Here is a 23,597-nt window from a genome sequence, read left to right as displayed (position 1 = left end):
ATATATTTAGCCTTGCGGCTTATAGTTTTTGAGACCACGCTTTTGCTGCTTTTTCTATAAGCGTATAAGCATGTTCGAAGGCTTCTCTACTTTGTCTGTATGGATCAGGAATGTTTTTTTCACTTATCCATTGTCCAAACAGCATCGTTTTGCCTCGTGCCTCAGGAGCGACTTTGGTTAAGGCTTCTAAATGACCTTTTTCCATAACCAATATCAGATCGTATTGAGCGCAAAGCTCAGGTGTTAATTGTCGTGCTTCGTGTCCATCTAAGCTTACGCCATGTTCGTTCGCGATGGTGGTTGCCATATCATCAGCAGCCTTTCCTGTTAAATGACTTTTATCCACCGCGATTCCCGCTGACGCGACATGTTTGTTTGGTAGTAAAGACTGCAAAAGCCGCTCTCCTGTTGGAGAGCGGCAAATATTGCCTACACAGACGACAAGAATATTAGAAAACAAATGCTTACCCTATTTTAAATTGTATGCCTATGATCCCAACTGAATTGCTTGCTTCTTTATATTGCACAATTGAGCTACGTAACTATTGAATGCATGCCGCAAGAGATAACTTTCTTGCGGCATGTCGTTTTTACGGCCAAGTGCGTACTCGTAGTACACCTTCGGTTAATTCGTTAAAGCCGGAAATGGTTGGAACAAGTTGAGCAATAACGCGGTTCCAACGGCTAACAGGCGCAGCTGTTACATAGACTATGTCGTATGGGTTGAGATCAAACTCTGTTCCAATCACCAAAGCAGAAGCATCAGAAACATCTAACTGATAGATGTCCGCCATTTTAGCTTCTTCTTTTGAACGTCTGATGACGAAAACGCCAGTGGCATCGGCAGAGATTTCATTAATGCCACCAACGCTACTTAGAGCCTCAGTAAGGCTCATACCGCTGCGATCAATTTTGAGTAGCTTCGGATCGTTAACTTCGCCCATAACAAATACTTTTTGTGCATCGTTACGGGGAATATGAACAATATCACCTGGCTTTAGAAGACGGTTTTGAGTTAAGTCGCCTTGTTGCATCAGAGCATACAAAGAGACGTTTTCAACGACACCGTTTCGCGTCAGTGTTGCATTACGCCAATCGGCTTCGGCTGCCAGTCCGCCTGCTCTATTCACGGCATCAAGAAGTGTAAGAGGAATGTTTGTGATTGGTTGTTGCCCTGGCTTGTTCACTTCGCCAGTCACATAAGTCTTTTTAGAGCGAAATGCTGCAACGCTTACATCGACTTGCGGGCTCTCAATGTATTTTGCAAGACGGTTGGCAATGTCTGCACGAATTTGGCGAACGTTTTTACCTTCAACGTGTACAACGCCAATGTAAGGGTAGAAGATCGTGCCATCCGAATGCACCCAGTTACCTGCTTCGGCTGAACTACGATATGAGCCAGCTGGGATCGTGAGCTCTGGGTGGTCCCAAATAGTAATATTTAAGATATCACCAGGTCCTACTTCGTATTCATACTTGGCGATTTCAATATCTAACTCTGGATTTGGCTTTGAAAAAGGATCTATTGAATTTAAAGAGGTCACTCGCTCCAAAGTTAAAGGATAAACCGTAACCTGCGATTCTATATCACTCGATTCAGTGCTCATTACTGTTTTGTCACTGACCGAAAGGTGGCTACCAGGCAGAGTACACCCTGTAAGAAGGATAGGAAGTACTGATATCCCCAAAAATTTATTAAATGTGTTCATTGGTTTATAACTACCGAAAGAAAGTTTGCCGACTGAAATTGATTCATTCTAATTGAACTGCATTTCATCAATGTTGACGATTTACTGCAGTTTTAAGCCTTTAGAAAGCGAGTCCATTCAGAATTATTTGTGTAATAAACACTCCAAATGGCTGCTAGCGACTTAGAGCTCTTAGTTTCATTTATGAAGGTGAAAAATCTACCCCACAAAAATAGTCAACCATTATCCATCTGGTTGCAATAAAGGCAACTACATACTTAAAAAATACTTACGAATACATGACAAAATTATGTCTATTTAGCGTTATTGAGATGAATGCATGATTTTGCACATGTAAACAGGCAGGAATGTGAAAAAACTCATGCCAAAGTTGTATGCATCCTATTTACACCATATGCAACTGCCGTTATGCTTCCTGTTGCGGTCGGATATAACAACAAATATTGGAGCTAATTTTGAAAATCAAACTTTTAACGGTAAGTGTGGCTGCAGTCCTACTAGCAGGTTGTGGTAGTGACAGCGATCCTGAGGTAAAAACATACTCAGTACAGGCTTATGATCCAGCTGTTATCGGCATGGAAGTCTCTTACGACTGTGGTGGAGATTTAAAAGGTAAGGCTGATGAACTGACAACAAACTACAAAGGTATGGTTGGCTATGCGCGCATTAGTCACATAGACGTAGTTAGTGCTCCAAGTGAGTGTACTTTCACATTAAAGCACACTGATAAGAGTGTAGATGCATCTAATGGTAAACGTATTACAACTGATTACAAAATTCCAAAAGGTCTAGCGCAAGCAGATGCACCTGTAACAGGTTCACCGTTTACTACTCTAGTAACGGATACTTTGGAAGAAGGTGCAATTTACACGCCAGAGGTTGCAGAGCAAGTGTTTGCTGATTTAGGTCTTGATGTCAATGCGATGGGCGTTTCAGTTAATGATTTGCTTCGCAATACTGAAAGTGTAGTTAAGCAGTTAGATGAGAGTGGTGATGCTGCAACAAAAGCATTAGCGACTAAACTGGTTGCTACAGCGAATGTAGTTTCAGATGTCATTAAAGCGAACCCTACGGCTTCTCCGAAAGCAATTTCAGTAGCAGCCAAAGCTGTAACTGAAGAGGTAATTAAGAAGAACCCAAATTACCCTAAAAATGATTCTGGTGATGTTATTTACGTAGAGGTATCTGAAGAAGATACTAAAGATGTTGTTAACCAGGTTGAAAAAGAGATCGAAGCAGGAAAACCTGTAGATGATTTCAAACCGGTAGTGCCACCGATTCCAGATGCGAAGCCAGGCAAACCAGTTGATCCTGTTGATCCGCCATCAGGTGGTTCAGGCGGTAACTAATTAACTGTACTGATAATTAAAAGGCCTCTTCAGAGGCCTTTTTTGATCCTATCGTACTGTGTTCATCACCTTTTAGTGAGCCCTTTACTGTTTAAGTAAGGCAGGATGTGCGGACGTGATTCGCCAGCTAGTTTACTGGTGACTTCTTGTGACCAAGTGCTTTGTTTTTGATTGCTCGAACGGTTTGCATAGTAGTTTTGCATGGTTTGGTCATAAGCCTGAATATCATCCAAATTTAGGTCTTGATATTGATTCTCATGCACCACGACATGAGCAGGTAGACGTGGCTTAACTTCAGGGGCTTGATCTGGATGACCAAGACACATACCAAATAAAATGGCTGTATTTTTAGGTAAGCCTAATAACTCGTCGACTTTTTGAGCATTGTTTCGTAAGCCACCAATATACACGCCTCCTAGTCCCATAGACTCTGCTGCAAGTAAGCAGTTTTGTGCCATGATGCCAGAATCAACAGCACCGATAAGTGTTAACTCGGTGAAATTAGCTTGCACATCAGGATTGATACTTGCGTGGCGCTGGTAATCAATGCAAAACACCAAAAACTCAGCAGCGCTTTCAACGTACCCTTGATTCCCCGCATATTGTGCCAATAGCGTACACTTTTCTTTATCAGTCACGCGGATAATTGAGACGACTTGCAACATACTTGATGAAGACGCCGCGAGGCCAGCTTGTAGAATCGTTTCTAATTGTTCGCTCTCAATAGGTTGTGAGGTGAACTTTCGAATTGAGCGGTGATTGAGAATTGTTTGTATCGTACTGTTCATGGTGACTTAACATCCCCTGTTACATGTAAAGGCTGAAGCCTCACCTTAGCGATATTTGATGAGTCGGTAAACTATCTCAAAAGAAAAACAATGCTTAGCGCATAAGTGTGAAGATGAATAGAGAATACATCACTCGTTCTGCTTGAGAGCGTATATACTGTTTTTAGAATCAACAATTTAACTGCAGTGGAAAATATGAAAGAACTCATCGTTCATACAGTCACGGTGTTTATGGGCTTCTTTGCGATCATGAACCCCATCGCCAATATTCCTATCTTTTTGAGTTTAACGGCTGATGAGGATAAAGAAACCGTGCGTTCCATGGCGCTTCGTTCGGTTTTTATTGCATTTGTCATCATTGCGATATTTTCGATCGCCGGTAAATTAATTTTTGATTTGTTTGGTATCACGCTGTACGCCTTGCGAATAACGGGCGGTATCTTGGTGTTTTTGATCGGTTTTAATATGCTTCAAGGTGATTCGACGCATCAGAAAACTAAGGAGAAAGCGTATTCTCCAGCGCAGCAGCAGGCGGCGTTGAGCATTGCCGTTTCTCCACTTGCAATGCCGATATTAGCAGGGCCTGGAACGATTGCTACCGCGATGAACTTTGCTACGGCGGGTGGTTTTGATCAAACCATTATTACCATCGTTTCTTTTGCTGTGTTGTGTGTTATTACCTATATACTGTTTTTATTTGGAGACAAATTGGTCAAAGCAGTTGGACCGAGTGCTCTGAACGTCGTGACGAAAATGATGGGCTTAATCCTAGCGGTTATCGGTACTCAAATGTTTATTGATGGCGCGGGCGAAGCCTATAAAACTGTTTTCTCATAGGCGTCTCCATCTCGTCTAAATCCACACCTACATTTCTAGCTGGTGTGGATTTTTTGAACTTTAGTTTTCACTTTCTAAGAAAGAAATAAATAGACTTCACCTATTTCAATAATAAGAATATTCAATTGTTTTGATTGCACGAATTTCATTACTCTTTTGGCAAGAATAATGGGGGAAATATGGCAACAAAAGCAATTGTAGTGGAAGGTGGCGCGATGCGAGGTGTCTTCGCAAGCGGAGTGCTAGATGCATTTTTAGAGCAGAGCTATAAACCGTTTGATTTTGCCATTGGCGTATCTGCTGGCGCATCAAACTTGATTGGTTATTTGACCGACTATCCGCATCGCAGCATCAATGTCATTACTAAGCTGGCAACGAGTAAACGCTTTTTTGATCCGACTCGATTCGTTAAAGGTGGGGATCTCATTGATGTGAAGTGGCTGTTTGAAGAGTCTAATCGTTTGTATCCCGTCGATGAAAATAAACTGTTTAATGGCATTCCTTTTCTGGCAGCGACGACGAATGTAGATACAGGACAGGCAGACTATTATCGCGTGACGCGTGATAATTTTCATCATGCGATTGAAGCGACAACAGCGTTACCCATTGCATACAAGCACACCCCTTGCTTTTCTGGAGGCTGCTATACCGATGGTGGGGTTGCAGATTCTATCCCGGTGCGTGAGGCTTATCGTCGCGGGGCTCGCGACATAACCGTTGTGCTTTCTCACCCGCTAAATTATGCCAAGAAGCCAGTAAAAACCACATGGCTGATGAAGAAGTTATTTGCCGAACATCCTAAAATGGCGGACGCGATGTTAAGACGTGCAGATAACTACAATCAATCGTTGGAATTTATTCGTAACCCTCCACCGGGAACGCATGTCAGAGTGATTGCACCACCAGATAATTTTCCTGTTCAGCGCTTATCAATGCGACAAAACGTTCTATTGGAAGGTTATGAAATGGGGCTGATTGAAGGGCGGGCTCATTTGGCTAATTTGTCAGGTGTTCATGGTTTAGATCGGGAAAACTGCCATTTTTGCGTTTGATAATGAAAGAGCCTCATAGCGAGGCTCTTTTTACTTAACGTTCAAAGGGCGATTTAGTTGACTTTGTCCCAAGCCATTTCCCAGTGTGAACCTGTTCCTGGTTCGTATTGGTTTGCGCTTTCTTTCCACTGTACACAGTAACCAGAGTATGGGAAGGGTTTACATTGGTAAATGGCACCGTCGCTTGCAAGCACTTTTGTGCCCGCTGTGTAGCTAGATAGCCCTTCAGGAAAGACAAAATCGTACTCGCCAGATGGTGGTGGCGTTACTGACTCTTCTTTTAAGTGAAAGTCGAGCGTTTGCTGATCCACCAAGTTGCCATCTTTGTCTTTAATACGAGTCACGAGCATATGGTGACCAGGCTCTGATTTGCTTAAAGCGAGCGATACAGCCTCCACCGAACCGTCTTTCATTTCATCTGCCCAGCTTGCAAGTGGCTCACGGTGGTGATTGTACACGGTGAGTTCTGCGTTTAAATCGCCTTCAGCAGTTAGTGTCAGATCCAACGTTGTCGGTGTTGACTCAATGATATACTCGTCTGTTAAGCCATCTACTGTGAGTGAGTACTCTGGAGCGGGAGTTTCTATCTTGTAGCCGATTTCTACACGCTCAAGGCCGCTATTAGCTTGCAGGTACACCGGGTTAGTACCATAAACAGGAGTGAATTTATCCTCGGCATACTGTCCAGCTTGCAGTTTAGTTTGCTCTTGGTTGATCTTCGTTGCTAGAGCGTAAGACCAATTTTTCGCTTTGCCCATGACTGCATCGGTAATTTCTAGCTCGGTTCGATAAGCTATGTTTTCACCCGCCTGATCAAATACGCGTGTATAAACCGAATCTCCAACATTTAAATCCATCGTCGGAATAATTTGACCGCCTTGCGTCCAATCTGGAATGACTGGACTGTCACCATCAAATTTCACATCGATCACGTTATAAAATGAAGCCGCTGTGTCGCCAACATCCCATACCGCCAGAATGACGTGATACCCCTCGCGCGTAGGCACATTACATTGATGGCTCACCTGTTTTGGAGGTTGAACCATATTGCCGTCGACTACACAGAAAGGAGTCAGATCAAACGAGTCGCGTGATAGTGAGGCATTTGGGTTCCAATCAGGTTTGGTGATGTAATATTTCCAGTCACGCGTCACATGGTTAGCGGTAAATGTCCATTCAAAAGTATGTGTACCTGATTGAATAGGACGTTTCACCCAGCGGTCGGCAGTTTGTTCATCAAGAGCGGCAGCTAGAGCGGTTTCGGCACTTGCTATTTTTCCATCGCGAGGCCCTGTTTGTGGAAAACCATCAGGACCTTCAACACTTTGTGGCTCGTATTGAATGGCACCGCAGTTATTATTTTTTTCGTTAGTATCAGGTGTTGGATACTTACATAGTGCCGCGCGACTTGCAGCGACACCATCATTGGTTTCTGATACGTAGCCGTGAGCCGCAGCACCTGAGCTAATGCTTGCAAGTGCTAACGTAAGTACGGATTTGGTTGGAAAGGATTTCATCACATGTCCTCTGTTATGGCTGACAAATTAATGTCACACCTCGGCGCATGCTGAGCACGAAGCAACGCTGCATGAATCCATACTTTGGATAATGTAGTGTTGCAACATGGCAACCCCGCTATCATGAGCATTACTTTTGATGATGGAATGCTGACAGACCGGAAGCTTTGCGTCCCACCCTTTCGAGTGGTTTGCCGAAATGTGATTGAGCAGCCAAAATTTAGCTCAAGAATTTACATGTGGAAAAGTAAACGACACTGACATGGAATCATGTTCTCAAATTGAAAGGTAACGGTACGCCAACCTCATTGATATTGTGCTGTTTTGTTTCTAAGGTATTGGTTTTCATGTTGTTTTTGTCTTTTCTATAGCTGGAGTGAATGAGTGATTGGTTGTTGGGTCGAAGGTGGGAAGGGGCAGTATTAAGGATAGAAGAAGCACCGTTTAAAGGGCGGAATATACCGCCCTCTGAATCATTTTATTTAGGCATAATGACGGTATCAATAACATGAATGACGCCGTTTTTAGCTTTCACATCGGTTGCCATTACATTTGCATCGTTGACCATGACTTTATCACCCATGGTTTTAATCATCACGTCTTGCCCCTGAACCGTAGTCGCTTTGTCCAGCTTAACAACATCGGCAGCCATTACTTTCCCTGGGACGACGTGATAAGTCAAAATGGATACTAACTTGTCTTTCTTTTCCGGCATTAAGAGCATATCGACTGTACCGTCAGGCAGTTTTGCAAAAGCGTCATCCGTTGGTGCAAAAACAGTAAATGGGCCTTCTCCTTTGAGTGTATCGACTAGATCAGCCGCTTTCACTGCAGCGACAAGTGTATTGAAAGAGCCGTTTTCAGTGGCAACGTCGACAATATCAGCCTTCATCATGCCATGCTCATGAGCCTTGACGGGAAGCATAAAAGATAAAGTCGCCATCAATGTAGCCGTGATAACCAAGATACGTTTAAACATAATGTGTTCCTTACGAGTTGAGGGTACAACGGTTTCCCTAGAGAATGTCTCCGTTTGTACGTATCTAAATGAAGAGATGATCAACGAGCCCTGCTTTCTTTCGATGGTCTCACGTGTCGCGTTAAAATCCGTTTGCCTTCTTGTTTTACATCGGCCCGTTTGCGCCATGTCCATAGACGCTCCCTTGCGTCTTTAGCTGCGCTATTTAGGTCGACAATAGGCGCTAGGTAATGGCTATCCGGTTTCAAGTGGTACATGACGGTTTCCATCTGTGTCATTTTCCAGGGCTCGAACAATAGTGGGGTGGGGACCATTTGCAATTCAGGCACCCATTTATAGATGAACGCGCCATCAGGGTCATGTTCTTGGGCTTGCTTAACCGGGTTGTAAATCCGGATTGTATTGGTCCCAGTTACCCCGGCTTGCATTTGGAATTGTGGGTAATGAATACCAGGCTCAAAGTCGAGGAATAGTTGCGCTAAATGCGTTACACCTACTCGCCAATCCATGTTCATGTGGTGAGTAAGAAAGCTAACCAGCATGGCACGCATGCGAAAGTTAATGTAACCAGTGTGGTGCAAACAGCGCATGCAGGCATCAATCAAAGGTACGCCAGTATGCCCGGATTTCCATGCTGCTAACTTTTCTTCATCGAAAGTACTACTTTGTTTAATCAATGGCTCGTAAGCCCGATTAACGCAGTAAAACTCCATGTCGTATTCCGATTCGAATTTTTGGATGAAGTGACAGTGCCAATGAAGCCGTGAAGACAATGCAATTAAGCTGCGACGAAATCCAGAGACTTGCCAGTATTTCATTAGGTACTGATAAACTTCACGCAAGGATATATTACCCCAAGCGAGGTATGGAGAAAGGCGAGTACAGGCTGTACGTGAGGCTGTGGGACTAGAAATGCTTCGATAGTAATCACGACCTCGACGATTGAAAAAGTCCTCCAGTGTTTTCCAAGCGAGTTGGCTTCCTCCCGTTTGCATTCCTTTGCATTTTGATAGCCAGGATGAAGGTGGCGAAAACGCGCAGCCGAGTGATTCTGCATCCAATGAATGCAACAAGTTGGTTTGCAGCTCAAGAGGGCTTATGGAGGCTCTCATGACCAAATCCCAATGTTTGTCCCAACCCTGCCGGTCTTTTGCTCCTCTAATAACAGCACCGTGCTCGAACTCAAACCACGTGATGTTCTGCTCATGCAGCCAGTCGGCAATTTGCTTATCGCGCTCAAAGGTGCAGTTGAGCCCTATTTCCTGATGAGCAAACACAGCGTTGATTTGATATTGCATTTGAATTGATTGAAAACATGCTAAGGCATCGCCAAACAGAACCGTGATGCGGTGTCCATAGGCTTTGAGCGTTTCATTCATGTCTTGCAATGATTGCCAAACAAATCGCCAGTGACGCTCAGAATAGTGAGGGTTGTTTAACAGCAACGGTTCAACAATATATAAAAGTACCGTTGGGTGCTTTGACGACAATGCTTGTGTTAGGGGCTGGTGGTCAGTCAGTCTTAAATCTCGTTTTAACCACACGACATTGATTGTTTTCATCGGAATCCTCTTTGTTTCCGATGTTGTACGCAAATGACCCGAAGAGATCTCACCTAATGATCGGTTTTGTTCATTAAAACGTAGAGATTGCTCACAAGGAGGTGAGACATGTCGATACCACTGAGTAAGTTAGAAAAGTTCTTCTACGTAGATAAATTGATCATTCACTCGCTTGATCTAGCATTGTATCAAGCATCTGTCGTAGTTGATGGAAAAGCGCAATTCATCACTGATGACAACGGTATTTTTTTGAGGGCTCATTCCCTTATCGAGATGCAAAAGAAGTGCAAGAATATCAAAGCAAATAAGCAGGTTTTAGTACATAAAAGTGCTTATGATGAGATGGTGGGGCTACCCGAAGGCAAAAGAGACAATCAACTAGAGGTTTTGGTGAGGGATACAAAATTGTATTGAAAGAGTGTTGGTGCATAGTAAAAGCGAGCCACCTTACGGCAGCTCGCTTAAAATAGAATTAGAGTCGAGCTTAGTCTTGTTTACGCTGAGCTTCTTTTTGTGCGTACTTAGCGGCACGTCGAGCTTCTCTTTGCTTGGCACTTTCGCCACCAACATGCTGCTCGCCTCGTTGTTCTGCAAGAACAATTTGTTTTTCACGTTCGCGGAATCGAGCAATTTGTTCTTCTGAGTGTGTGCCGTGACATTTCGGGCAGCTCACGCCTTGCTCGAACAATTCTGACTGTTTGTCTTCTTCAGTGATCGGTAGACGACAAGCGTTACATAAGTCGTAATCTGCTTTTTCTAGCTGGTGGTTTACTGCAACACGGCCATCAAAAACGTAGCAGTCACCTTCCCACATGCTCTCTTCTTGAGGAACTTCTTCAAGATATTTAAGAATGCCGCCTTCTAAGTGGTAGACCTCATCAAAGCCCTGTTCTTTCATGTAAGCAGTTGATTTTTCGCAGCGGATACCACCGGTACAGAACATCGCCACTTTCTTATGCTTTTCCGGGTCCATGTTTTCTTTTACATAGTCTGGGAATTCACGAAAGGTTTCAGTATTTGGGTTTACAGCGCCTTTGAATGTGCCGATCTCGATTTCGTAATCATTACGTGTATCGACAACAAACACTTCAGGATCAGCAATAAGATCGTTCCACTCTTGAGGTTTCACGTAAGTACCCACTACGTGGCGAGGGTCTATACCTTCAACACCTAATGTTACGATCTCTTTTTTCAATTTCACTTTGGTGCGATTGAATGGCTGGGTCTCAGAATACGACTCTTTGTATACGGTGCCAGTCAAACGAGGTTCGTTGTTTAGCCACTCCAGTAGCGTATCAATACCTGCACGATCAGATGCAACTGTACCGTTGATACCTTCACTTGCCAGTAGTAATGTTCCGCGAATATGGTGTTTTTCCATCAACGCAAGTAATGGCTCGCGTAGCTCTTGATAGTTATTCAGCTCAACAAACTTGTACAGCGCACAAACTACATACTGACTCATGAGGTTTCCTTTAAAAATACAGGTGGTCAACGACCTTAAAATTTTAGCGGCACGAAGTATACCTGACTAAACTAGTCGGAAATACGGACAAATTATACGGATATTATGAGTAGGCGGGGCCTGGCGGTCTTTGATAGGGGGAGCATGTCCGCAGGTGAAGTCGCTATGTGTTCAAATTATAAGCATTAATTATAGTAGGTTAGGTAGGTTGGAGCCGATACTTTTGGTTTAAATTTATGCTGTTATTCCGTTTTAGGCCCTTCAAAAAAGTTAGGCGCAAGAAGCACCAAGTAATCACCGGAGTCATTGACAAGGAAAGGACATGTCGCAGTTTTATACATGAGGTTGTGAGGGATAAAGGTTTAGGGACAAAGAGTGAATGACTGATCGCCATTGTTCATAAACCGCTATAAAACGCCTTTTCACCACATACTGAAAAGGCGCTTTTCTAACGTCTGCCGTGCTTATTTCAACGTAGCTGCGGTCTGTTTGCCCATGGCTATGAGACTGTCGAGAATACGTTCACCGTCGGCACGTAAACCGTTGTGCTCGTACTCATTGGTGATCCACGCTTTTGAGTTTGGTATTAACGCGAGCGTCTCTCGGCTGATATCCATTTCAACAAACATATCATCGGCGTAAACGGCGCAACTGACAGGCACTTTGTTCTGAGCCAGTTGTGTTTGATCGTACAGCGCAGTCCAATCTTCTTTCGCTGCCAATATTTCTGCTGCGTCTTTTAGTGGCTTGAGGTTAACGTATTGGTCGAACATCCATGGGAAGACCATTTCCCCCGTAAAGTAAAATGGCTTACCAGATTCATAATTAAACTCTAATCGGGTTTGGCGAACGCGGTGCGCACTCCAATTCGACGCAAAACCTTGGCAGTAAATCGATTCATGCAAAATGGCGTAGATCGGGTTGGTTTGGAAGTTTTGCTGCGCCAACATATCGTTCAAGAACTCATAACGAAGTTGTTGTTTGCCGTTCACTTCAATCAATGCACTTTCTAGCCAATAGTAAGTTGGCAAGAAAGTATCACTCACACCAAAGTTGATGCCGATTTGCTGAAATTGCTCCACCGTGAAGCGTTGACCATTTGGTAGGTACTCTTCGTTTTCCTGCAAGTGATTCGCAATGTTTTGGCAGAGTTGTTGCGCTTTTGGAAATTGCTGGAAGAACGCTTGGTTTTTCTCCATGGTGCGTTTGAAGGTGGCTTCATACACATCGTCGGCATGACGCGAGACTGATGGCACGCCACCCGTGATATAGCTTTGTAGCAAGCTGTCTGGGAACAAAGACAAATAGGTGAGGGAGCAAAAACCACCAAAGCTTTGACCTAAGATCGCCCATTTTTCGACGCCAAATTGCTCACGAATGTATTCCGCGTCGCGCACGATGTTATCCGCTCGGAAGTGGCTTAAGTACTCGGCCTGTTGTTGCGGCGTGAAATGAGCCAGAGTCTGATGATTAACCATCGAACTATTGCCCGTACCGCGCTGGTCGAGAAGCAAAACTCGGTACTCTTGCAGCGCGCGTTTTACCCAGCCGTTATTGCCGTTTTGACGCGGAGAGGGAAAGCCTGGCCCGCCCTGAAAGTAAACCAACCAAGGTTTGGTCGATTCTTCATCGCCAACTAGGCAAACCGCACGAGCGAAGACTTCAATGGTGCCTTTACTCACGTCTTGGTAATCCAGAGGAACGGTAAAACTGTGGGGAGTGTAATGCAATCCTGCGTCGATAAATGATTGAGCGTTCATTGTTATCTTTATTTCCTTATTGAGGGGTAGCGCTACTTTACTGCGAATGGCGTGAAGAACCAATGCTATTTCCAAATCGCTTCGTCAGTTCTATACCTTGGTCAAATCAATGTAAGTTCAAGAAAATGAAACGATTAGCGACTGGTGCAACTGGTTGAGTGAGCTATGCTCAATAGAGTTGCGACAAAGTGAGAGCATGGAGGAAGTCGGATGAAAGTGTCACTAGCTCGATGGATTATTGTGACTTGTTTAATAAGCGTACCTACTTTTGCCGTTGTTACGCCCAACCCACCTCAATTAAAGGCGAAAGGTTACGTATTAATGGACTTTCAATCCGGTGCCATTATTGCCGAGCATAACGGGCGAGCAGGCCTTGCTCCGGCTAGTTTAACCAAGTTGATGACCGCTTACGTCGTTGGACAAGAAATCAAAGCGGGGCGTTTGAAATGGGATGATGTTGTCACCGTGAGCGAAAACGCGTGGTCGGCCAAGTTTCCCGGATCTTCTAAAATGTTCATCAAACCGAAAGATGAAATTAGTGTTGCGAACTTAATGCGCGGTGTGATCATCCAATCGGGTAATGACGCGTGCGTTGCACTGGCTGAGCACGTTGCTGGCAGTGAACGCGGCTTTGTCGCCTTGATGAATGGCTGGGCGGAGAAGTTAGGGCTGCAAGACACTTATTTTGTAAACTCCCATGGTCTCGATAGTGAAGGCATCCAAACCTCACCCACCGATATGGCAAAACTCATGCAGTCGATCATCAACGATGTTCCCGCTGTGTATGCGCTATATAGTGAGAAAGTCTTCAAGTGGAACGACATTACGCAGTACAACCGCAATAAATTACTGTGGGACAATTCCATTGACGTCGACGGGGGCAAAACCGGTTACACCAGCAATGCGGGATACAGTTTGGTGAGCTCCGCCAAAGAAGGGAAAATGCGGTTGATTTCGGTAGTGATGGGCACGCCAAGTAAACAGGCTCGAACGAGCCAATCCAAGAATTTGCTCAGCTATGGTTTTCGTTTTTATGACACCAAACAAGTTGCCAAACAAGGGCAGGTTGAGTCTAAAGTTCGCGTTTGGAAGGGAAATGCCAATCAAGTTGAGGCGATCTTCGCTAATGATGCCTATCTCACTCTGCCTCGTTCAATGACGGCTGGGCTTGATAAGAGTGTGGTGTTAAATGAACCATTGATTGCACCGATCGCGCAAGGGGATGAGATTGGTAAGGTCGTTTGGAAAAGCGATGACAGTACCGTGGCGAGTTATCCCTTGGTCAGCAGCCAAGCGGTAGAAGAGGGCTCGTGGTTCGCTCAGCTTTGGGACAGTTTGGTGCTGTGGGTGAAATCGTTCTTTAACTAAAATAAAAACGAGCAGAAGTGTCTTTCTGCATTCTTTGGTTGATGACCCGCCCAGCTAAACGCTGGGCGGTGTCTTATTTAACGGTTTATTCCGACAAGGTGATGATTGGTAAATCGTCCCAAATCTTACTTTCATCCGATGCGCCACCGGAGAAGCTCCAAGGGCCTTTGTTTTGTTCTAGCGGACGGTAAGTTGCTGAAAGGCCGTCTAAGTCCCAAGTCGTGACATAGAAGCGGATACCATCGAGCGACTCTGGGCGGCCTAGTGCATCGCTAGCAAAGTCCATTGAAATGGTGTTGTTGGCTTTGTCTACTGTCACTGTTGGTGCTGGTGTTACGGTTTTTCCCCATGTCGTCGCATTTGCTCCTTTGGTGTTGTAAATCGAGCTTTGCCAGCCAAAAACAACCGCATTACGACTCCACGTTCCGCTTGGTATAGAAGCGTTGATCTTCGGTAGCTCAGACAAGTTAGTTGCGGCTTCTTCAGGTAAATCAATAAAGATGGTGAAACCAACGTGGTCAAAGCCGTTTGGCGGCAACCAAGTATCGGTGATTTTGTCCATGGTGAAGGTCAAGCGCACGTTACTGCCGACGGTAAATATCTCCGCTTTGTTGATTGCGAGTTGGCTGTTGTCTTTGTCGAACGTTGGATCGGTTGGTAGCGAGTAGTTACCGTTAGGACCGCCCATGCCGTCTTGTGCATCGCCTGCATCATCAATGGTGTCATCCGGCGTGTTTGACCAGCTTAGTTTCGAGACAAAATTCACGTCCTCGATGCCTGCTTTTTTCTCGGTGGAATAAATCGCGAAGCGGTGCTGTTGTTCGCCAATAGCAAAGTGACTAGTCGACAGCGTGACGCTAAACTGACCATCAGCGCCTACAGTAATGGTTTGTGCTGTTTCCAAGTTACCATCGACGACAAGGTTCAACTTCTCGTTGGCGTTCGCACTACCCGCGATAACAATATCACCAGTGATGGTTTGTCCTTCCCAATCCTGCGCTAGTTGGATGTTGAGGTCTGGTGTATCTACCGATTGGGTGTCGTTAGTTTTCGAGTAAATCACGGCAGATTTGGCTGGTAGCTCAAGGGTTACGTGACCATTTTCATCTGCGACTAACTGCTCTGGAGCGTTTGCCCAGTTCGACATGATTTGTTGTTTGAAGACGGTGCCGCCAACTTGTTCTACATCGAGTTGGTTCATCAACATCGGCGAGTTGGATGTATTCATCACAACCAAGACTTCGTCGTTATCCAACGTTCGAGTAAAGGCGAAGACGCCCGCGCCCGCTTTATCGCTGCCAATCACTTTTATTTCGCCACGTGTCATAACTTTGTTTTCAGTGCGTAGCTTGGCAAGTTCTTGAATAAACAAGTACATTTCACTGTTTTGGTCGAACGAGTCTACGTAGTTGCCATCTTCACGGTAACCGCCAGCAAACATCGCATCACGCGCCGCTGACATCGCCTGTTCTGTACCTTGGTAAATCACAGGAATACCCGGTACGCTCATCATGGTGATCAGTGCTTGTTTCATGTCATTCACGCTACCTTGCGACAGAAAGCGCGGCATGTCGTGGTTATCAATGAAGTTCGGCATGATGTATGGATTCGGGAACATCTCCATCATTTTCTCAAGACGGAAACGCAAATAGTCGGTCGGTTGCCCTGATGCAAATACGCGCGTCATGGTCGCTTGCAATGGGAAGTTCAGTACCGAGGTTAGCTGTTTCGGCGAGCCACTTTCACCGATGTAAGTCAGCATCTTCTCTTCGCCTTCGGTGTTGTAAGGCGTAGATGTTTCGAAGACTTCTCCAAAGGTCAGGAAGTTATCGCGACCAGTATCAACCGCTTGCGTCATCACACCATCGTCGGCGTGTAGGAAATCGTTCCAGAAATCGTGTTCAACAAACTTCACCGTATCGATACGGAATCCGTCGACGCCGACTTCGCGAATCCATTTTCGGTAGCTCTCTTTTAGATAAGCGCGTACTTCAGGGTCGGACGTATTAAGGTCATCCAAATCAGATAGCTGCCAGGTTTTTTCTTGTACCGAATCGTTGTGGTCGGTGATGGTTGGCGTCCAGTGGTAGCTGCCTGTGCCGTCTGTTTTACACTCGTTCATGTTGAGTGGGTACGGCAGCTCTTGTCCGGCGGGTAGTGCATTTTTAATCAAACGGAAGCCTTGGCAAGGTAGGCTTGGATCATAACTGTAAGGATCATCGTATGTGAAGAAGTTGCCTACATGGTTGGTCACAATGTCCTGAATTAAGAACATGTTACGCGCATGCACTTCGCGTGCTAACGCTTGGTAGCTTTCTAGGTCGCCGAAGTGCTCATCCACTTTTTGGAAATCGCGCGCCCAGTACCCGTGGTAGCCGCCGTAGTTTTGCTCCGCATCCCACCATTGGTTAGCAACTGGCGGAGTAATCCAGATCGATGTGGCACCGAGAGTTTCGATGTAGCTTAACTTATCACTCACGCCAACGAGGTCGCCGCCGCTGAATTTTTTATCCGAAGTTGGATCGAATTCGTTTTGCCCTTGATCATTAAGAGCGCTGTCGCCGTCGTTAAAACGGTCGATCATCAGGAAGTAAATGATTTGATCTTGCCAATCAGGGGATGCCACGTGGCTGCCTGTATCGACTGGTGTGGTTTCGTCGCTTCCACAGCCAGAAAGGGCAAGAGCGATCGCGAAAGGAAGTATTTTTATTTTATTCATTGGGTTAGGTAGAGTTTCAAACACAGTATTTGCCTCCGTTATGCAGCAATGCAGAAACGATAAAGCAAAGGTTTGAAATTGAGAGTGTCATTTCACGCCAAAAAAGACGTGGAATGATGTCACGAAGAGACGATTTTGATCTGACCGACAGTTTTAATTGAGCGGTTGCACAATAGGATATTGTATCGGGTAATGCTCTTTCGCGAGCTCGTTGTCGGATTCATCATAAAGGCGGAAACGGCACTGCTTTGCAGTTTGAGTGAGCGATAATTGCAGCACCCAACAAGCATAATGTAGCGAGTGTTGGGTCAAGCGCATCGCGTGAGGTGTGGGGTCATCATCGACGTAACAGTCAATCCTCGCAACGTTTTCAAGTCGGCATGCCAGTTCGATAAAGAGCGTGTATTGCGCCCCAATATTAATAAGCTGCCGAGTCGGGACAATGTATTCCGTTGCGCCAATTAAAAGCCCCTTAGAAACCACATAATCACGCTGGTGGTTATTCTCAATGTAACGTTCCCCATCGACTTCATAACACAGGCGAAAGGTAAGGGGATGCGCCACCGGAAGTTCAGTCGTTGCCCATAGTTCGATGCCATGACTTAAAAAACGCTCGAAGAAGGCGGGATAGCGCCGCCATGCACCATCACGGTCACGGCATTCTACCGAGACCACTTTTTCAAACGCAATATTGTCCACTTCCATCCAGATTTTGCCGACAGGTTGGTCGATGTGGTTATCGTCGAAGGTATTGGCTTTGGCGTAGTACAAGCGGATCGGTTGCTGATTTAGCTGAGTTCGGTTATCCAAACATTGTTGGCGATACTGCATGGGTGAAAACGGATACCAACGACGAAAAGTGCGGTGAAAGTTCGATGGCTCTTCGTAACCAAGTTGATAGGCGATTTGCTGCGTCGTGAGTTGGGTATCGGCAAGCAAAGTGAGTGCTTGCTTTCTTTTAGCGAAATCAACGCATTGAGAGTAGCTCATTTGCTTTTCTTGCAGTCGACGTTGCAGGGTGCGTTTGGAGACGCCCAGTTGCCTTGCCGCTTGCTCTAACTTGAGCGCGTAATTACTGTTTTTGATGAACAAGGCGTTCAAAACACTCAGCAATTCTGGTTGTTCAATTGGCTGGTGAGAAAGCAGCAAATAAACATGTTTCACCAAGTCAAACACGCTTGAACTCGTTTTAGAATCTCGCGTTTCCCCTAGAAAAATATCGGCCGCGAGTGGGTTGTTGGCGTGAACTTGTACCTGTATTGATTCGCTTAACTCAAGCATTTCCAACTGCATTTTGAGCAAGCCAAACACCGACTCCGCCCAATTTGGCATATCGGCCGTTCTGCATTCGACTTGCAGATGGATTTGGGCATCACCATGTTGAAATGTGACGTACAAACGGCGGTCGAATAATGAAACACTTTTACTCCACCAAAGCAGCCCTTCTTGGAGGTTAGGCGCTTCTTTCAACATCATGCATTGCAAGGCAACCAACTTCTCAATGTGCCAATATTCGCCGGCAATTCGCAGATGATTGTGACCGAGCTTTTTGCACAGAAAGGATGTAATAACGTTATCTTGAGGCAGCATGAGTTGAGTTAGGTTGCGAGCAAATATGCATTATTGTCGAAAAGATGAAGAAGTTCAGTGAGAACGCTCAAAGCCTTTCTTATCGTTTTATTTTCAAATTTATTTTGAAAATGTTTTTAATCGAAATCGGTTTTTCCCTTTATCTCATGAGGTTATGCTGTTACACAGCTTAAATTCATTAATTGGAGAACCTCATGGATATCGTACAAGCTGCAAAATCTCGTTACTCAACGAAAGTGTTTGACCCAACGCGCAAGCTACCTCAAGAAAAAATCGATGCAGTTAAAGAGCTGATTCGTTTTAGTCCATCGAGTGTGAACTCTCAACCTTGGCATTTCATTCTGGCAAGCACAGAAGAAGGCAAACAGCGCATCGCTAAAGCGGCGCAAGAGAACTACGCGTTTAACGCGGCGAAGATTCTCAATGCTTCTCACGTATTGGTGTTTTGTGCAAAAACAGGCATCGATAACGACTACATTGAAGCGCTAATGGTGCAAGAAGAAAAAGATGGTCGATTCCCAACTGAAGAAGCGAAAGCGGCTGTGCGCGGTGGTCGTAGCTACTTTGTAAACATGCACCGTTTTGATCTGAAAGATGCGAACCATTGGATGGAGAAACAAGTTTACCTCAACGTGGGTACGTTGCTGCTGGGAGCTTCGACGCTAGAAATTGATGCAGTGCCAATTGAAGGGTTTGATCCCAAAGTACTGGATGAAGAATTTGGCTTGCGCGAAAAAGGTTACACCAGCGTTGTGATCGTGCCGCTTGGCTACCACGCGGAAGATGACTTCAACGCGAAAACGCCAAAGTCTCGCTGGGACGCAGAAACCGTATTCACCGAGATCTAATTCGAGCTTATTTGCAGGTGACGTAGAACCCTGTAATCAATATATAAATCGCAAAAGAGTGATAAAACGATGATCCACTTAGTTGCAGAAGTGAAAGCCTATCCAGACAGTAAGGATCAGGTGGTGAATTTGCTTGCTGGTTTACTAGAGCCAACTCGTCAAGAAGAAGGCTGTTGCCAATACGAGTTGTATCTCGACGAAAAAGTTGATGGCCTATTTATGTTCCAAGAAATTTGGGCATCGCAAGAGGCCTTGGATAAGCATTTGCAAAGCCCGCACATGGCGGCGTTTCTTGAAACATTGGAAGAGAACGATTGGGTTGAGTATACCCAGATTCGTCCTCTTCGATTTATCGCCTAATGACAGAAGGTTGCCAGCACGTTGGCGCGTTGTTGGCAGCATTTTTGTTGGATAAAGTCGCGGAAAGTCCGAATCGTTGGCGTCAGTAAGCGACGATCGGCGCACACCATGTAGAGCGGTACTGGGCCGCAATCCCACTCTGGTAACACTCGCACCAATCTTCCCTCGATTAAGTCTCGGCTGATGTCCATCAACGATTTATTCGCAATGCCTTTGCCTTTGAGCGCTAACCGATGTGGCAAGTCACTATCGTTGCTCATCAAGTTACCGCTGACCACGACTTGTTCTTTCTCGCCGTCACGCGTGAGCGTCCATTTGTTGTAGACCGAATCCGCGACCATATAGCACAAACAGTTGTGTTGCGTTAAATCGGCAGGAGAGGTGAGTTCTGGATGTGTAGCTACGTACTCTGGCGATGCACATAAGATCCGCTCGTTTGCCCCACACAATGCCAACACGACCAGATTGGAGTCGGCCGGCTCGCCGTAGCGAATCGCAATATCGACAGGCTTGGTGTACATATCCGTCAAGCTATCGGACAGCTCTAGTTTAATGGAAACATTTGGGTAGAGATCGATGAACTCATCCACCCAATCGAGCAACATATTGCGACCAAAATCGGAGGGTGCAGTAATGTGCAGTTGACCAGACAACTCCCCGCGCGCACTTGAGATCTGCTCCAACCCCTCTTGCAATGTTGCCAACGCTTGCGTGGTTTTGTCTAAAAATAGTTCGCCCTCTGAGGTTAAACGCAGGCTTCGAGTAGAACGCACAAACAGTGGGAAACCGATTTGCCCTTCAAGACGCTTAATCGATGCGCTAATGGCGGCAGGTGTCATGTTCATGCTGTTAGCGGCTTTTGAAAAGCTGCCTTGGCGCGCTGTTTCGACAAAAATATTGAGGTCGTTGAGGGCTTTCATCGTGAAAAGGATGTTTGTGAAGTTTGAGCTACTATAGGGGAGATGAGCAAAGTAATTCAAGCTAAACGCCTTTGAAGGTGAAAACATTAGGTTAAGTGGTCACTTTGAGTTAGATTAGCCCGCCACTTACATCGTTACTGGATCAACAACATGAGCAACGAACAGCCGAATAACCCTCTGCATGGGTTGAGTTTAGAAAAAATCGTCACCCGACTAGTTGAACACTTTGGTTGGAATGGCCTGTATGAGCGCGTTCGAGTGAACTGTTTTAAGAAAGATCCGTCGATCAAATCTTCTCTGAAGTTTTTGCGTAAAACGCAATGGGCAAGAGACAAAGTCGAAGCGCTGTATATCGAGACGTTTTGCTAATCGCTCTATGGCCTGCAGCTAGCCGTAAGTAGATTCTTAGTCTCGCTATGGCTCGCTAGAATGACGCCACTTTTCTTATCGTGTGGGCTGGAAGAGTAGCTCTGCTATTACGTCTAAAGCGAGATTCCGAATGACTCGCTTGTGCTCGTCCGGGATGGTTTTTTTAGATAGTGTTTTAGAGTCAGAACCTAAACGAGGTTCGTCATTCTGAACAGCGAGGAAGGAGCGTGATTCATAATCTACCCTCAGATTGTATTGAGTTTATTCATAGCTCTATGGCCTGCAGCAAGCGGTATGTAGATTCTTAGTCTCACTTTGGCTCGCTAGAATGACGTGCTTTTCTTATCGCGTAGGCTGGAAGAGTCGCTCTACTGATACGTCTAAAGCGAGATTCCGGATGGTCACTTAGGCTTGTCTGGAATCGCTTTTTTAGATGGTTTTGTAGAGGTCAGAGCCAAACTCGAACTGTTATTCTGAACCGAGAGGAACGAGCGTGATTCAGAATCTACTCTCAGATTGTATTGAGTTTATTCATGGCTTTATGGTCTGCAGCAAGCGGCAAGTAGATTCTTCGTCGCGCTTTGGCTTGCTAGAATGACGCAGCTTTTCTTATCGCGTAGGCAGGAAGAGTAGCTCTGCTGTTACATTTAAGGCGAGATTCCGGATGGTCACTTAGGCTTGTCTGGAATAGCTTTTTAGATGGTTTTATAGAGGTCAGAGCTAAACTCGAACCGTCATTCTGAACAGCGAGGAACGAGCGTGATTCAGAATCTACTCTCAGATTGTATTGAGTTTATTCATCGCTCTAGGGTCTGCAGCAAGCGGTAAGTAGATTCTTAGTCTCGCTATGGCTCGCTAGAATGACGCATCTTTTCTTATCGTGTAGGCTGGAATAGTACCTCAGCATTATTCCCGATAGCGATGAAGAAGCGCTGTCGGGAACCTCGCCTTTAATCTCTCGTTTCTTGCTACTCTAAATGATGCGTGCTACCCACAGTTCCTTCCAAGTCTAAAATCGACTGGCGAACGTGGTCTGGAATCGCCGCTTTTACGTTGTTCTTAAAATCAAACATCACACCAGTAGCGGTGGCGATGGTCGCAATCTTACCCCACTTCTTACTCAGCACTTGGTATTCCATCGTGATGCGATCTTCTTGCATGTCGATCACGCGCGAGCCGACTAATAACGTGTCTGGGTAAGTGACAGGCAGCTTGTAGCGGCATTGTGTCTCGCTCAGTACTGGTCCAATTTGTGAGGTTTGCAGGTCGACTAGCAGATTAATTTTGTTGAAGTAATCTAAACGCGCCGTCTCGAAGTAGCGAAAATAGACCACGTTATTGACGTGTTGCAGAGCATCCATTTCACCCCATGCGACTTTGATCTCTGTGATAACGGGAAAGTCTTTTAACAGTGTGTCCATTTTTAGTGCTCCTTTTTTATCTGCATTGCCACAAATTGCGACGCGACTTATCACTTTGAGCATTTATTCTAGATGTAATTATTTAATGTGTAATAAAATTGTTTTTAAAATGTGAAATAAAATGGCAATATTATTATGTAAACTAGAAACTTTACATAATCGAGCTGAAGGCGTAAGTTTAACTAAGAGTAACCAAATAGGAGGTGTCTCATGACTGAGCTGAAAGGTTTCAATCTAGCCAAGGTGGAAAAACGCATTGACTGGACTGGCGAACTGTTCAGTTTAAGGGTTTCAGGCGCGCCTCTTTCCTTTAAAGCTGGTCAGTTCACCAAGCTTGCTTTGCTTGATGATGAAGGCAAGCTGATCAGTCGTGCTTACTCTGTGGTTAATGCGCCAAGCGAACAGTTCGATTGGTTGGAGTTCCTAATAGTAGCCGACCCTCAAGGACAACTTTCTCCAAGGCTCCAAAAGCTTAAATCTGGTGATAGCATTTATGTTGGTGAGACCGCACATGGTGACTTAATCCACGATTCTATTCCTAAACAGGCTCATGATCTGTGGCTGCTATCTACAGGTACAGGTATTGGACCGTTTTTATCGCTACTGGATGATATAAACTTACCACCTCATAATGAGCGAATTGTGCTTGTTCATGCGGTTCGCTACGAAAAAGATCTGGTCTACAAATATCTGATTGAGCAACTACAGCAACGATATGAAGGCAGATTAAAGTACATCCCGATAGTCAGTAGGGAAGTGGTGGATGGTCAGTTACAAGGTCGAATTCCTGAACTCATCGAATTTGGTAGACTGTCCAACGCTGCTGATGTGCCATTCTCTGCTCAAAGTAGTTTTGTCATGATGTGTGGGAACCCGCAGATGATCAAAGATACCTTGCCAGTCTTACAAGGGCTTGGGTTGGAAAAGTATCGTCCTAAAACAGGAGGCAATATCATCTATGAGCGTTACTGGTAGCGTTTGGTT

General features: G+C 45.2%; 21 protein-coding genes and 1 riboswitch. Of the genes, 9 read left to right on the top strand and 12 right to left on the bottom strand.

Going from position 1 to position 23,597, the window contains the following annotated elements; translation table 11 throughout:
• Positions 1 to 19 precede the first annotated feature (19 nt).
• Together FR741_RS22875 and FR741_RS22870 are read right to left on the bottom strand one after the other, a co-directional pair.
• Positions 20 to 460: an arsenate reductase/protein-tyrosine-phosphatase family protein gene (locus tag FR741_RS22875; protein WP_031780663.1), complete on the bottom strand. Its 441-nt coding sequence runs from the start codon at positions 458 to 460 to the stop codon at positions 20 to 22.
• Between the two features lie 130 nt (positions 461 to 590).
• Positions 591 to 1,709 carry a polysaccharide export protein gene (locus FR741_RS22870; RefSeq protein WP_006740798.1) on the bottom strand — a complete coding sequence of 373 codons (1,119 nt, stop codon included), beginning with the start codon at positions 1,707 to 1,709 and terminating at the stop codon, positions 591 to 593.
• Between the two features lie 455 nt (positions 1,710 to 2,164).
• On the opposite strand from FR741_RS22870, the gene FR741_RS22865 reads away from it, so the two are divergent.
• Positions 2,165 to 3,058: a hypothetical protein gene (locus tag FR741_RS22865; protein ID WP_167427792.1), complete on the top strand. Its 894-nt coding sequence runs from the start codon at positions 2,165 to 2,167 to the stop codon at positions 3,056 to 3,058.
• A 65-nt stretch (positions 3,059 to 3,123) separates the two neighbouring features.
• Here FR741_RS22865 and nfsA read toward each other — a convergent pair whose 3' ends face one another.
• Positions 3,124 to 3,846, bottom strand: coding sequence for an oxygen-insensitive NADPH nitroreductase (nfsA, locus tag FR741_RS22860; RefSeq protein WP_167427791.1), 723 nt, complete (start codon positions 3,844 to 3,846; stop codon positions 3,124 to 3,126).
• A gap of 195 nt (positions 3,847 to 4,041) precedes the next feature.
• Between nfsA and FR741_RS22855 the strand changes: the two genes are divergently transcribed.
• Entirely contained in the window at positions 4,042 to 4,683 is a 642-nt protein-coding gene (locus FR741_RS22855) for a MarC family protein (RefSeq protein ID WP_005397799.1), read from the top strand.
• A 179-nt stretch (positions 4,684 to 4,862) separates the two neighbouring features.
• A complete protein-coding gene (locus tag FR741_RS22850; RefSeq protein ID WP_048625429.1) occupies positions 4,863 to 5,735 on the top strand; it encodes a patatin-like phospholipase family protein in 873 nt (290 codons plus the stop codon).
• Positions 5,736 to 5,788: 53 nt separating this feature from the next.
• Here the strand turns inward: FR741_RS22850 and gbpA are convergent, their stop codons facing one another.
• The 3 genes from gbpA to FR741_RS22835 all read right to left on the bottom strand — a co-directional run bounded on the left by gbpA (position 5,789) and on the right by FR741_RS22835 (position 9,793).
• Positions 5,789 to 7,252: an N-acetylglucosamine-binding protein GbpA gene (gene gbpA / locus FR741_RS22845; RefSeq protein WP_167427790.1), complete on the bottom strand. Its 1,464-nt coding sequence runs from the start codon at positions 7,250 to 7,252 to the stop codon at positions 5,789 to 5,791.
• Positions 7,253 to 7,357: 105 nt separating this feature from the next.
• A riboswitch (cyclic di-GMP riboswitch) is annotated at positions 7,358 to 7,458 on the bottom strand.
• 272 nt (positions 7,459 to 7,730) lie between these two features.
• Positions 7,731 to 8,231, bottom strand: a complete 501-nt coding sequence (locus tag FR741_RS22840; protein WP_167427789.1) for a fasciclin domain-containing protein — start codon at positions 8,229 to 8,231, stop codon at positions 7,731 to 7,733.
• An 80-nt stretch (positions 8,232 to 8,311) separates the two neighbouring features.
• On the bottom strand, positions 8,312 to 9,793 hold the full coding sequence (locus tag FR741_RS22835; protein ID WP_167427788.1) for an FAD-binding domain-containing protein: 1,482 nt from the start codon (positions 9,791 to 9,793) through the stop codon (positions 8,312 to 8,314).
• A gap of 108 nt (positions 9,794 to 9,901) precedes the next feature.
• Here FR741_RS22835 and FR741_RS22830 point away from each other — a divergent pair, with 108 nt between their 5' ends.
• On the top strand, positions 9,902 to 10,207 hold the full coding sequence (locus tag FR741_RS22830; RefSeq protein WP_005397804.1) for a DUF6482 family protein: 306 nt from the start codon (positions 9,902 to 9,904) through the stop codon (positions 10,205 to 10,207).
• Between the two features lie 70 nt (positions 10,208 to 10,277).
• On the opposite strand, the gene trhO is transcribed toward FR741_RS22830, so the two are convergent.
• Complete coding sequence (gene trhO / locus FR741_RS22825) at positions 10,278 to 11,258, bottom strand: oxygen-dependent tRNA uridine(34) hydroxylase TrhO (RefSeq protein WP_085342522.1); 981 nt, start codon at positions 11,256 to 11,258, stop codon at positions 10,278 to 10,280.
• Positions 11,259 to 11,722: 464 nt separating this feature from the next.
• Positions 11,723 to 13,018 (bottom strand): alpha/beta fold hydrolase, encoded by a 1,296-nt coding sequence (locus FR741_RS22820; protein WP_167427787.1) that lies wholly within the window; start codon positions 13,016 to 13,018, stop codon positions 11,723 to 11,725.
• Between the two features lie 210 nt (positions 13,019 to 13,228).
• Between FR741_RS22820 and FR741_RS22815 the strand changes: the two genes are divergently transcribed.
• Positions 13,229 to 14,386, top strand: coding sequence for a D-alanyl-D-alanine carboxypeptidase family protein (locus FR741_RS22815; RefSeq protein WP_006740788.1), 1,158 nt, complete (start codon positions 13,229 to 13,231; stop codon positions 14,384 to 14,386).
• A gap of 85 nt (positions 14,387 to 14,471) precedes the next feature.
• On the opposite strand, the gene FR741_RS22810 is transcribed toward FR741_RS22815, so the two are convergent.
• The gene (locus FR741_RS22810; RefSeq protein WP_167427786.1) at positions 14,472 to 17,129 is read right to left on the bottom strand and encodes an alpha-amylase family glycosyl hydrolase; all 2,658 of its coding nucleotides are present in this window, start codon (positions 17,127 to 17,129) and stop codon (positions 14,472 to 14,474) included.
• Positions 17,130 to 17,258: 129 nt separating this feature from the next.
• Positions 17,259 to 18,722: a helix-turn-helix domain-containing protein gene (locus tag FR741_RS22805; RefSeq protein WP_408646640.1), complete on the bottom strand. Its 1,464-nt coding sequence runs from the start codon at positions 18,720 to 18,722 to the stop codon at positions 17,259 to 17,261.
• Positions 18,723 to 18,889: 167 nt separating this feature from the next.
• Between FR741_RS22805 and FR741_RS22800 the strand changes: the two genes are divergently transcribed.
• Together FR741_RS22800 and FR741_RS22795 are read left to right on the top strand one after the other, a co-directional pair.
• Positions 18,890 to 19,543 (top strand): oxygen-insensitive NAD(P)H-dependent nitroreductase NfsB, encoded by a 654-nt coding sequence (locus FR741_RS22800; protein ID WP_005374924.1) that lies wholly within the window; start codon positions 18,890 to 18,892, stop codon positions 19,541 to 19,543.
• Between the two features lie 69 nt (positions 19,544 to 19,612).
• Positions 19,613 to 19,903, top strand: coding sequence for a putative quinol monooxygenase (locus FR741_RS22795; protein WP_005499915.1), 291 nt, complete (start codon positions 19,613 to 19,615; stop codon positions 19,901 to 19,903).
• Here FR741_RS22795 and FR741_RS22790 read toward each other — a convergent pair.
• Positions 19,900 to 20,823: a LysR family transcriptional regulator gene (locus FR741_RS22790; protein WP_167427876.1), complete on the bottom strand. Its 924-nt coding sequence runs from the start codon at positions 20,821 to 20,823 to the stop codon at positions 19,900 to 19,902. The two genes, FR741_RS22795 and FR741_RS22790, sit on opposite strands and share 4 nt — an antisense overlap.
• 150 nt (positions 20,824 to 20,973) lie before the next feature.
• Between FR741_RS22790 and FR741_RS22785 the strand changes: the two genes are divergently transcribed.
• A complete protein-coding gene (locus FR741_RS22785; protein ID WP_005396617.1) occupies positions 20,974 to 21,192 on the top strand; it encodes a VF530 family protein in 219 nt (72 codons plus the stop codon).
• Between the two features lie 968 nt (positions 21,193 to 22,160).
• On the opposite strand, the gene FR741_RS22780 is transcribed toward FR741_RS22785, so the two are convergent.
• Positions 22,161 to 22,613, bottom strand: a complete 453-nt coding sequence (locus FR741_RS22780; protein ID WP_005374933.1) for an acyl-CoA thioesterase — start codon at positions 22,611 to 22,613, stop codon at positions 22,161 to 22,163.
• A gap of 210 nt (positions 22,614 to 22,823) precedes the next feature.
• Between FR741_RS22780 and FR741_RS22775 the strand changes: the two genes are divergently transcribed.
• Positions 22,824 to 23,588 carry a ferredoxin--NADP reductase gene (locus tag FR741_RS22775; protein ID WP_167427784.1) on the top strand — a complete coding sequence of 255 codons (765 nt, stop codon included), beginning with the start codon at positions 22,824 to 22,826 and terminating at the stop codon, positions 23,586 to 23,588.
• The last annotated feature ends 9 nt before the right edge of the window (positions 23,589 to 23,597 follow it).

Origin of the sequence: Vibrio diabolicus, assembly GCF_011801455.1 — a bacterium.
Lineage (GTDB): Bacteria > Pseudomonadota > Gammaproteobacteria > Enterobacterales > Vibrionaceae > Vibrio > Vibrio diabolicus.
The sequence above is the reverse complement of the archived record's forward strand: the minus strand, read 5'-3'. Positions and strand labels throughout refer to the sequence as shown.

Bases quoted from the DNA above. Each gene is read 5' to 3' on its own strand.
- FR741_RS22870 (WP_006740798.1), bottom strand. From the start codon at position 1,709: ATGAACACATTTAATAAATTTTTGGGGATATCAGTACTTCCTATCCTT.
- nfsA (WP_167427791.1), bottom strand. From the start codon at position 3,846: ATGAACAGTACGATACAAACAATTCTCAATCACCGCTCAATTCGAAAG.
- FR741_RS22855 (WP_005397799.1), top strand. From the start codon at position 4,042: ATGAAAGAACTCATCGTTCATACAGTCACGGTGTTTATGGGCTTCTTT.
- FR741_RS22850 (WP_048625429.1), top strand. From the start codon at position 4,863: ATGGCAACAAAAGCAATTGTAGTGGAAGGTGGCGCGATGCGAGGTGTC.
- gbpA (WP_167427790.1), bottom strand. From the start codon at position 7,252: ATGAAATCCTTTCCAACCAAATCCGTACTTACGTTAGCACTTGCAAGC.
- FR741_RS22840 (WP_167427789.1), bottom strand. From the start codon at position 8,231: ATGTTTAAACGTATCTTGGTTATCACGGCTACATTGATGGCGACTTTA.
- FR741_RS22835 (WP_167427788.1), bottom strand. From the start codon at position 9,793: ATGAAAACAATCAATGTCGTGTGGTTAAAACGAGATTTAAGACTGACT.
- FR741_RS22830 (WP_005397804.1), top strand. From the start codon at position 9,902: ATGTCGATACCACTGAGTAAGTTAGAAAAGTTCTTCTACGTAGATAAA.
- trhO (WP_085342522.1), bottom strand. From the start codon at position 11,258: ATGAGTCAGTATGTAGTTTGTGCGCTGTACAAGTTTGTTGAGCTGAAT.
- FR741_RS22820 (WP_167427787.1), bottom strand. From the start codon at position 13,018: ATGAACGCTCAATCATTTATCGACGCAGGATTGCATTACACTCCCCAC.
- FR741_RS22815 (WP_006740788.1), top strand. From the start codon at position 13,229: ATGAAAGTGTCACTAGCTCGATGGATTATTGTGACTTGTTTAATAAGC.
- FR741_RS22800 (WP_005374924.1), top strand. From the start codon at position 18,890: ATGGATATCGTACAAGCTGCAAAATCTCGTTACTCAACGAAAGTGTTT.
- FR741_RS22795 (WP_005499915.1), top strand. From the start codon at position 19,613: ATGATCCACTTAGTTGCAGAAGTGAAAGCCTATCCAGACAGTAAGGAT.
- FR741_RS22790 (WP_167427876.1), bottom strand. From the start codon at position 20,823: ATGAAAGCCCTCAACGACCTCAATATTTTTGTCGAAACAGCGCGCCAA.
- FR741_RS22785 (WP_005396617.1), top strand. From the start codon at position 20,974: ATGAGCAACGAACAGCCGAATAACCCTCTGCATGGGTTGAGTTTAGAA.
- FR741_RS22780 (WP_005374933.1), bottom strand. From the start codon at position 22,613: ATGGACACACTGTTAAAAGACTTTCCCGTTATCACAGAGATCAAAGTC.
- FR741_RS22775 (WP_167427784.1), top strand. From the start codon at position 22,824: ATGACTGAGCTGAAAGGTTTCAATCTAGCCAAGGTGGAAAAACGCATT.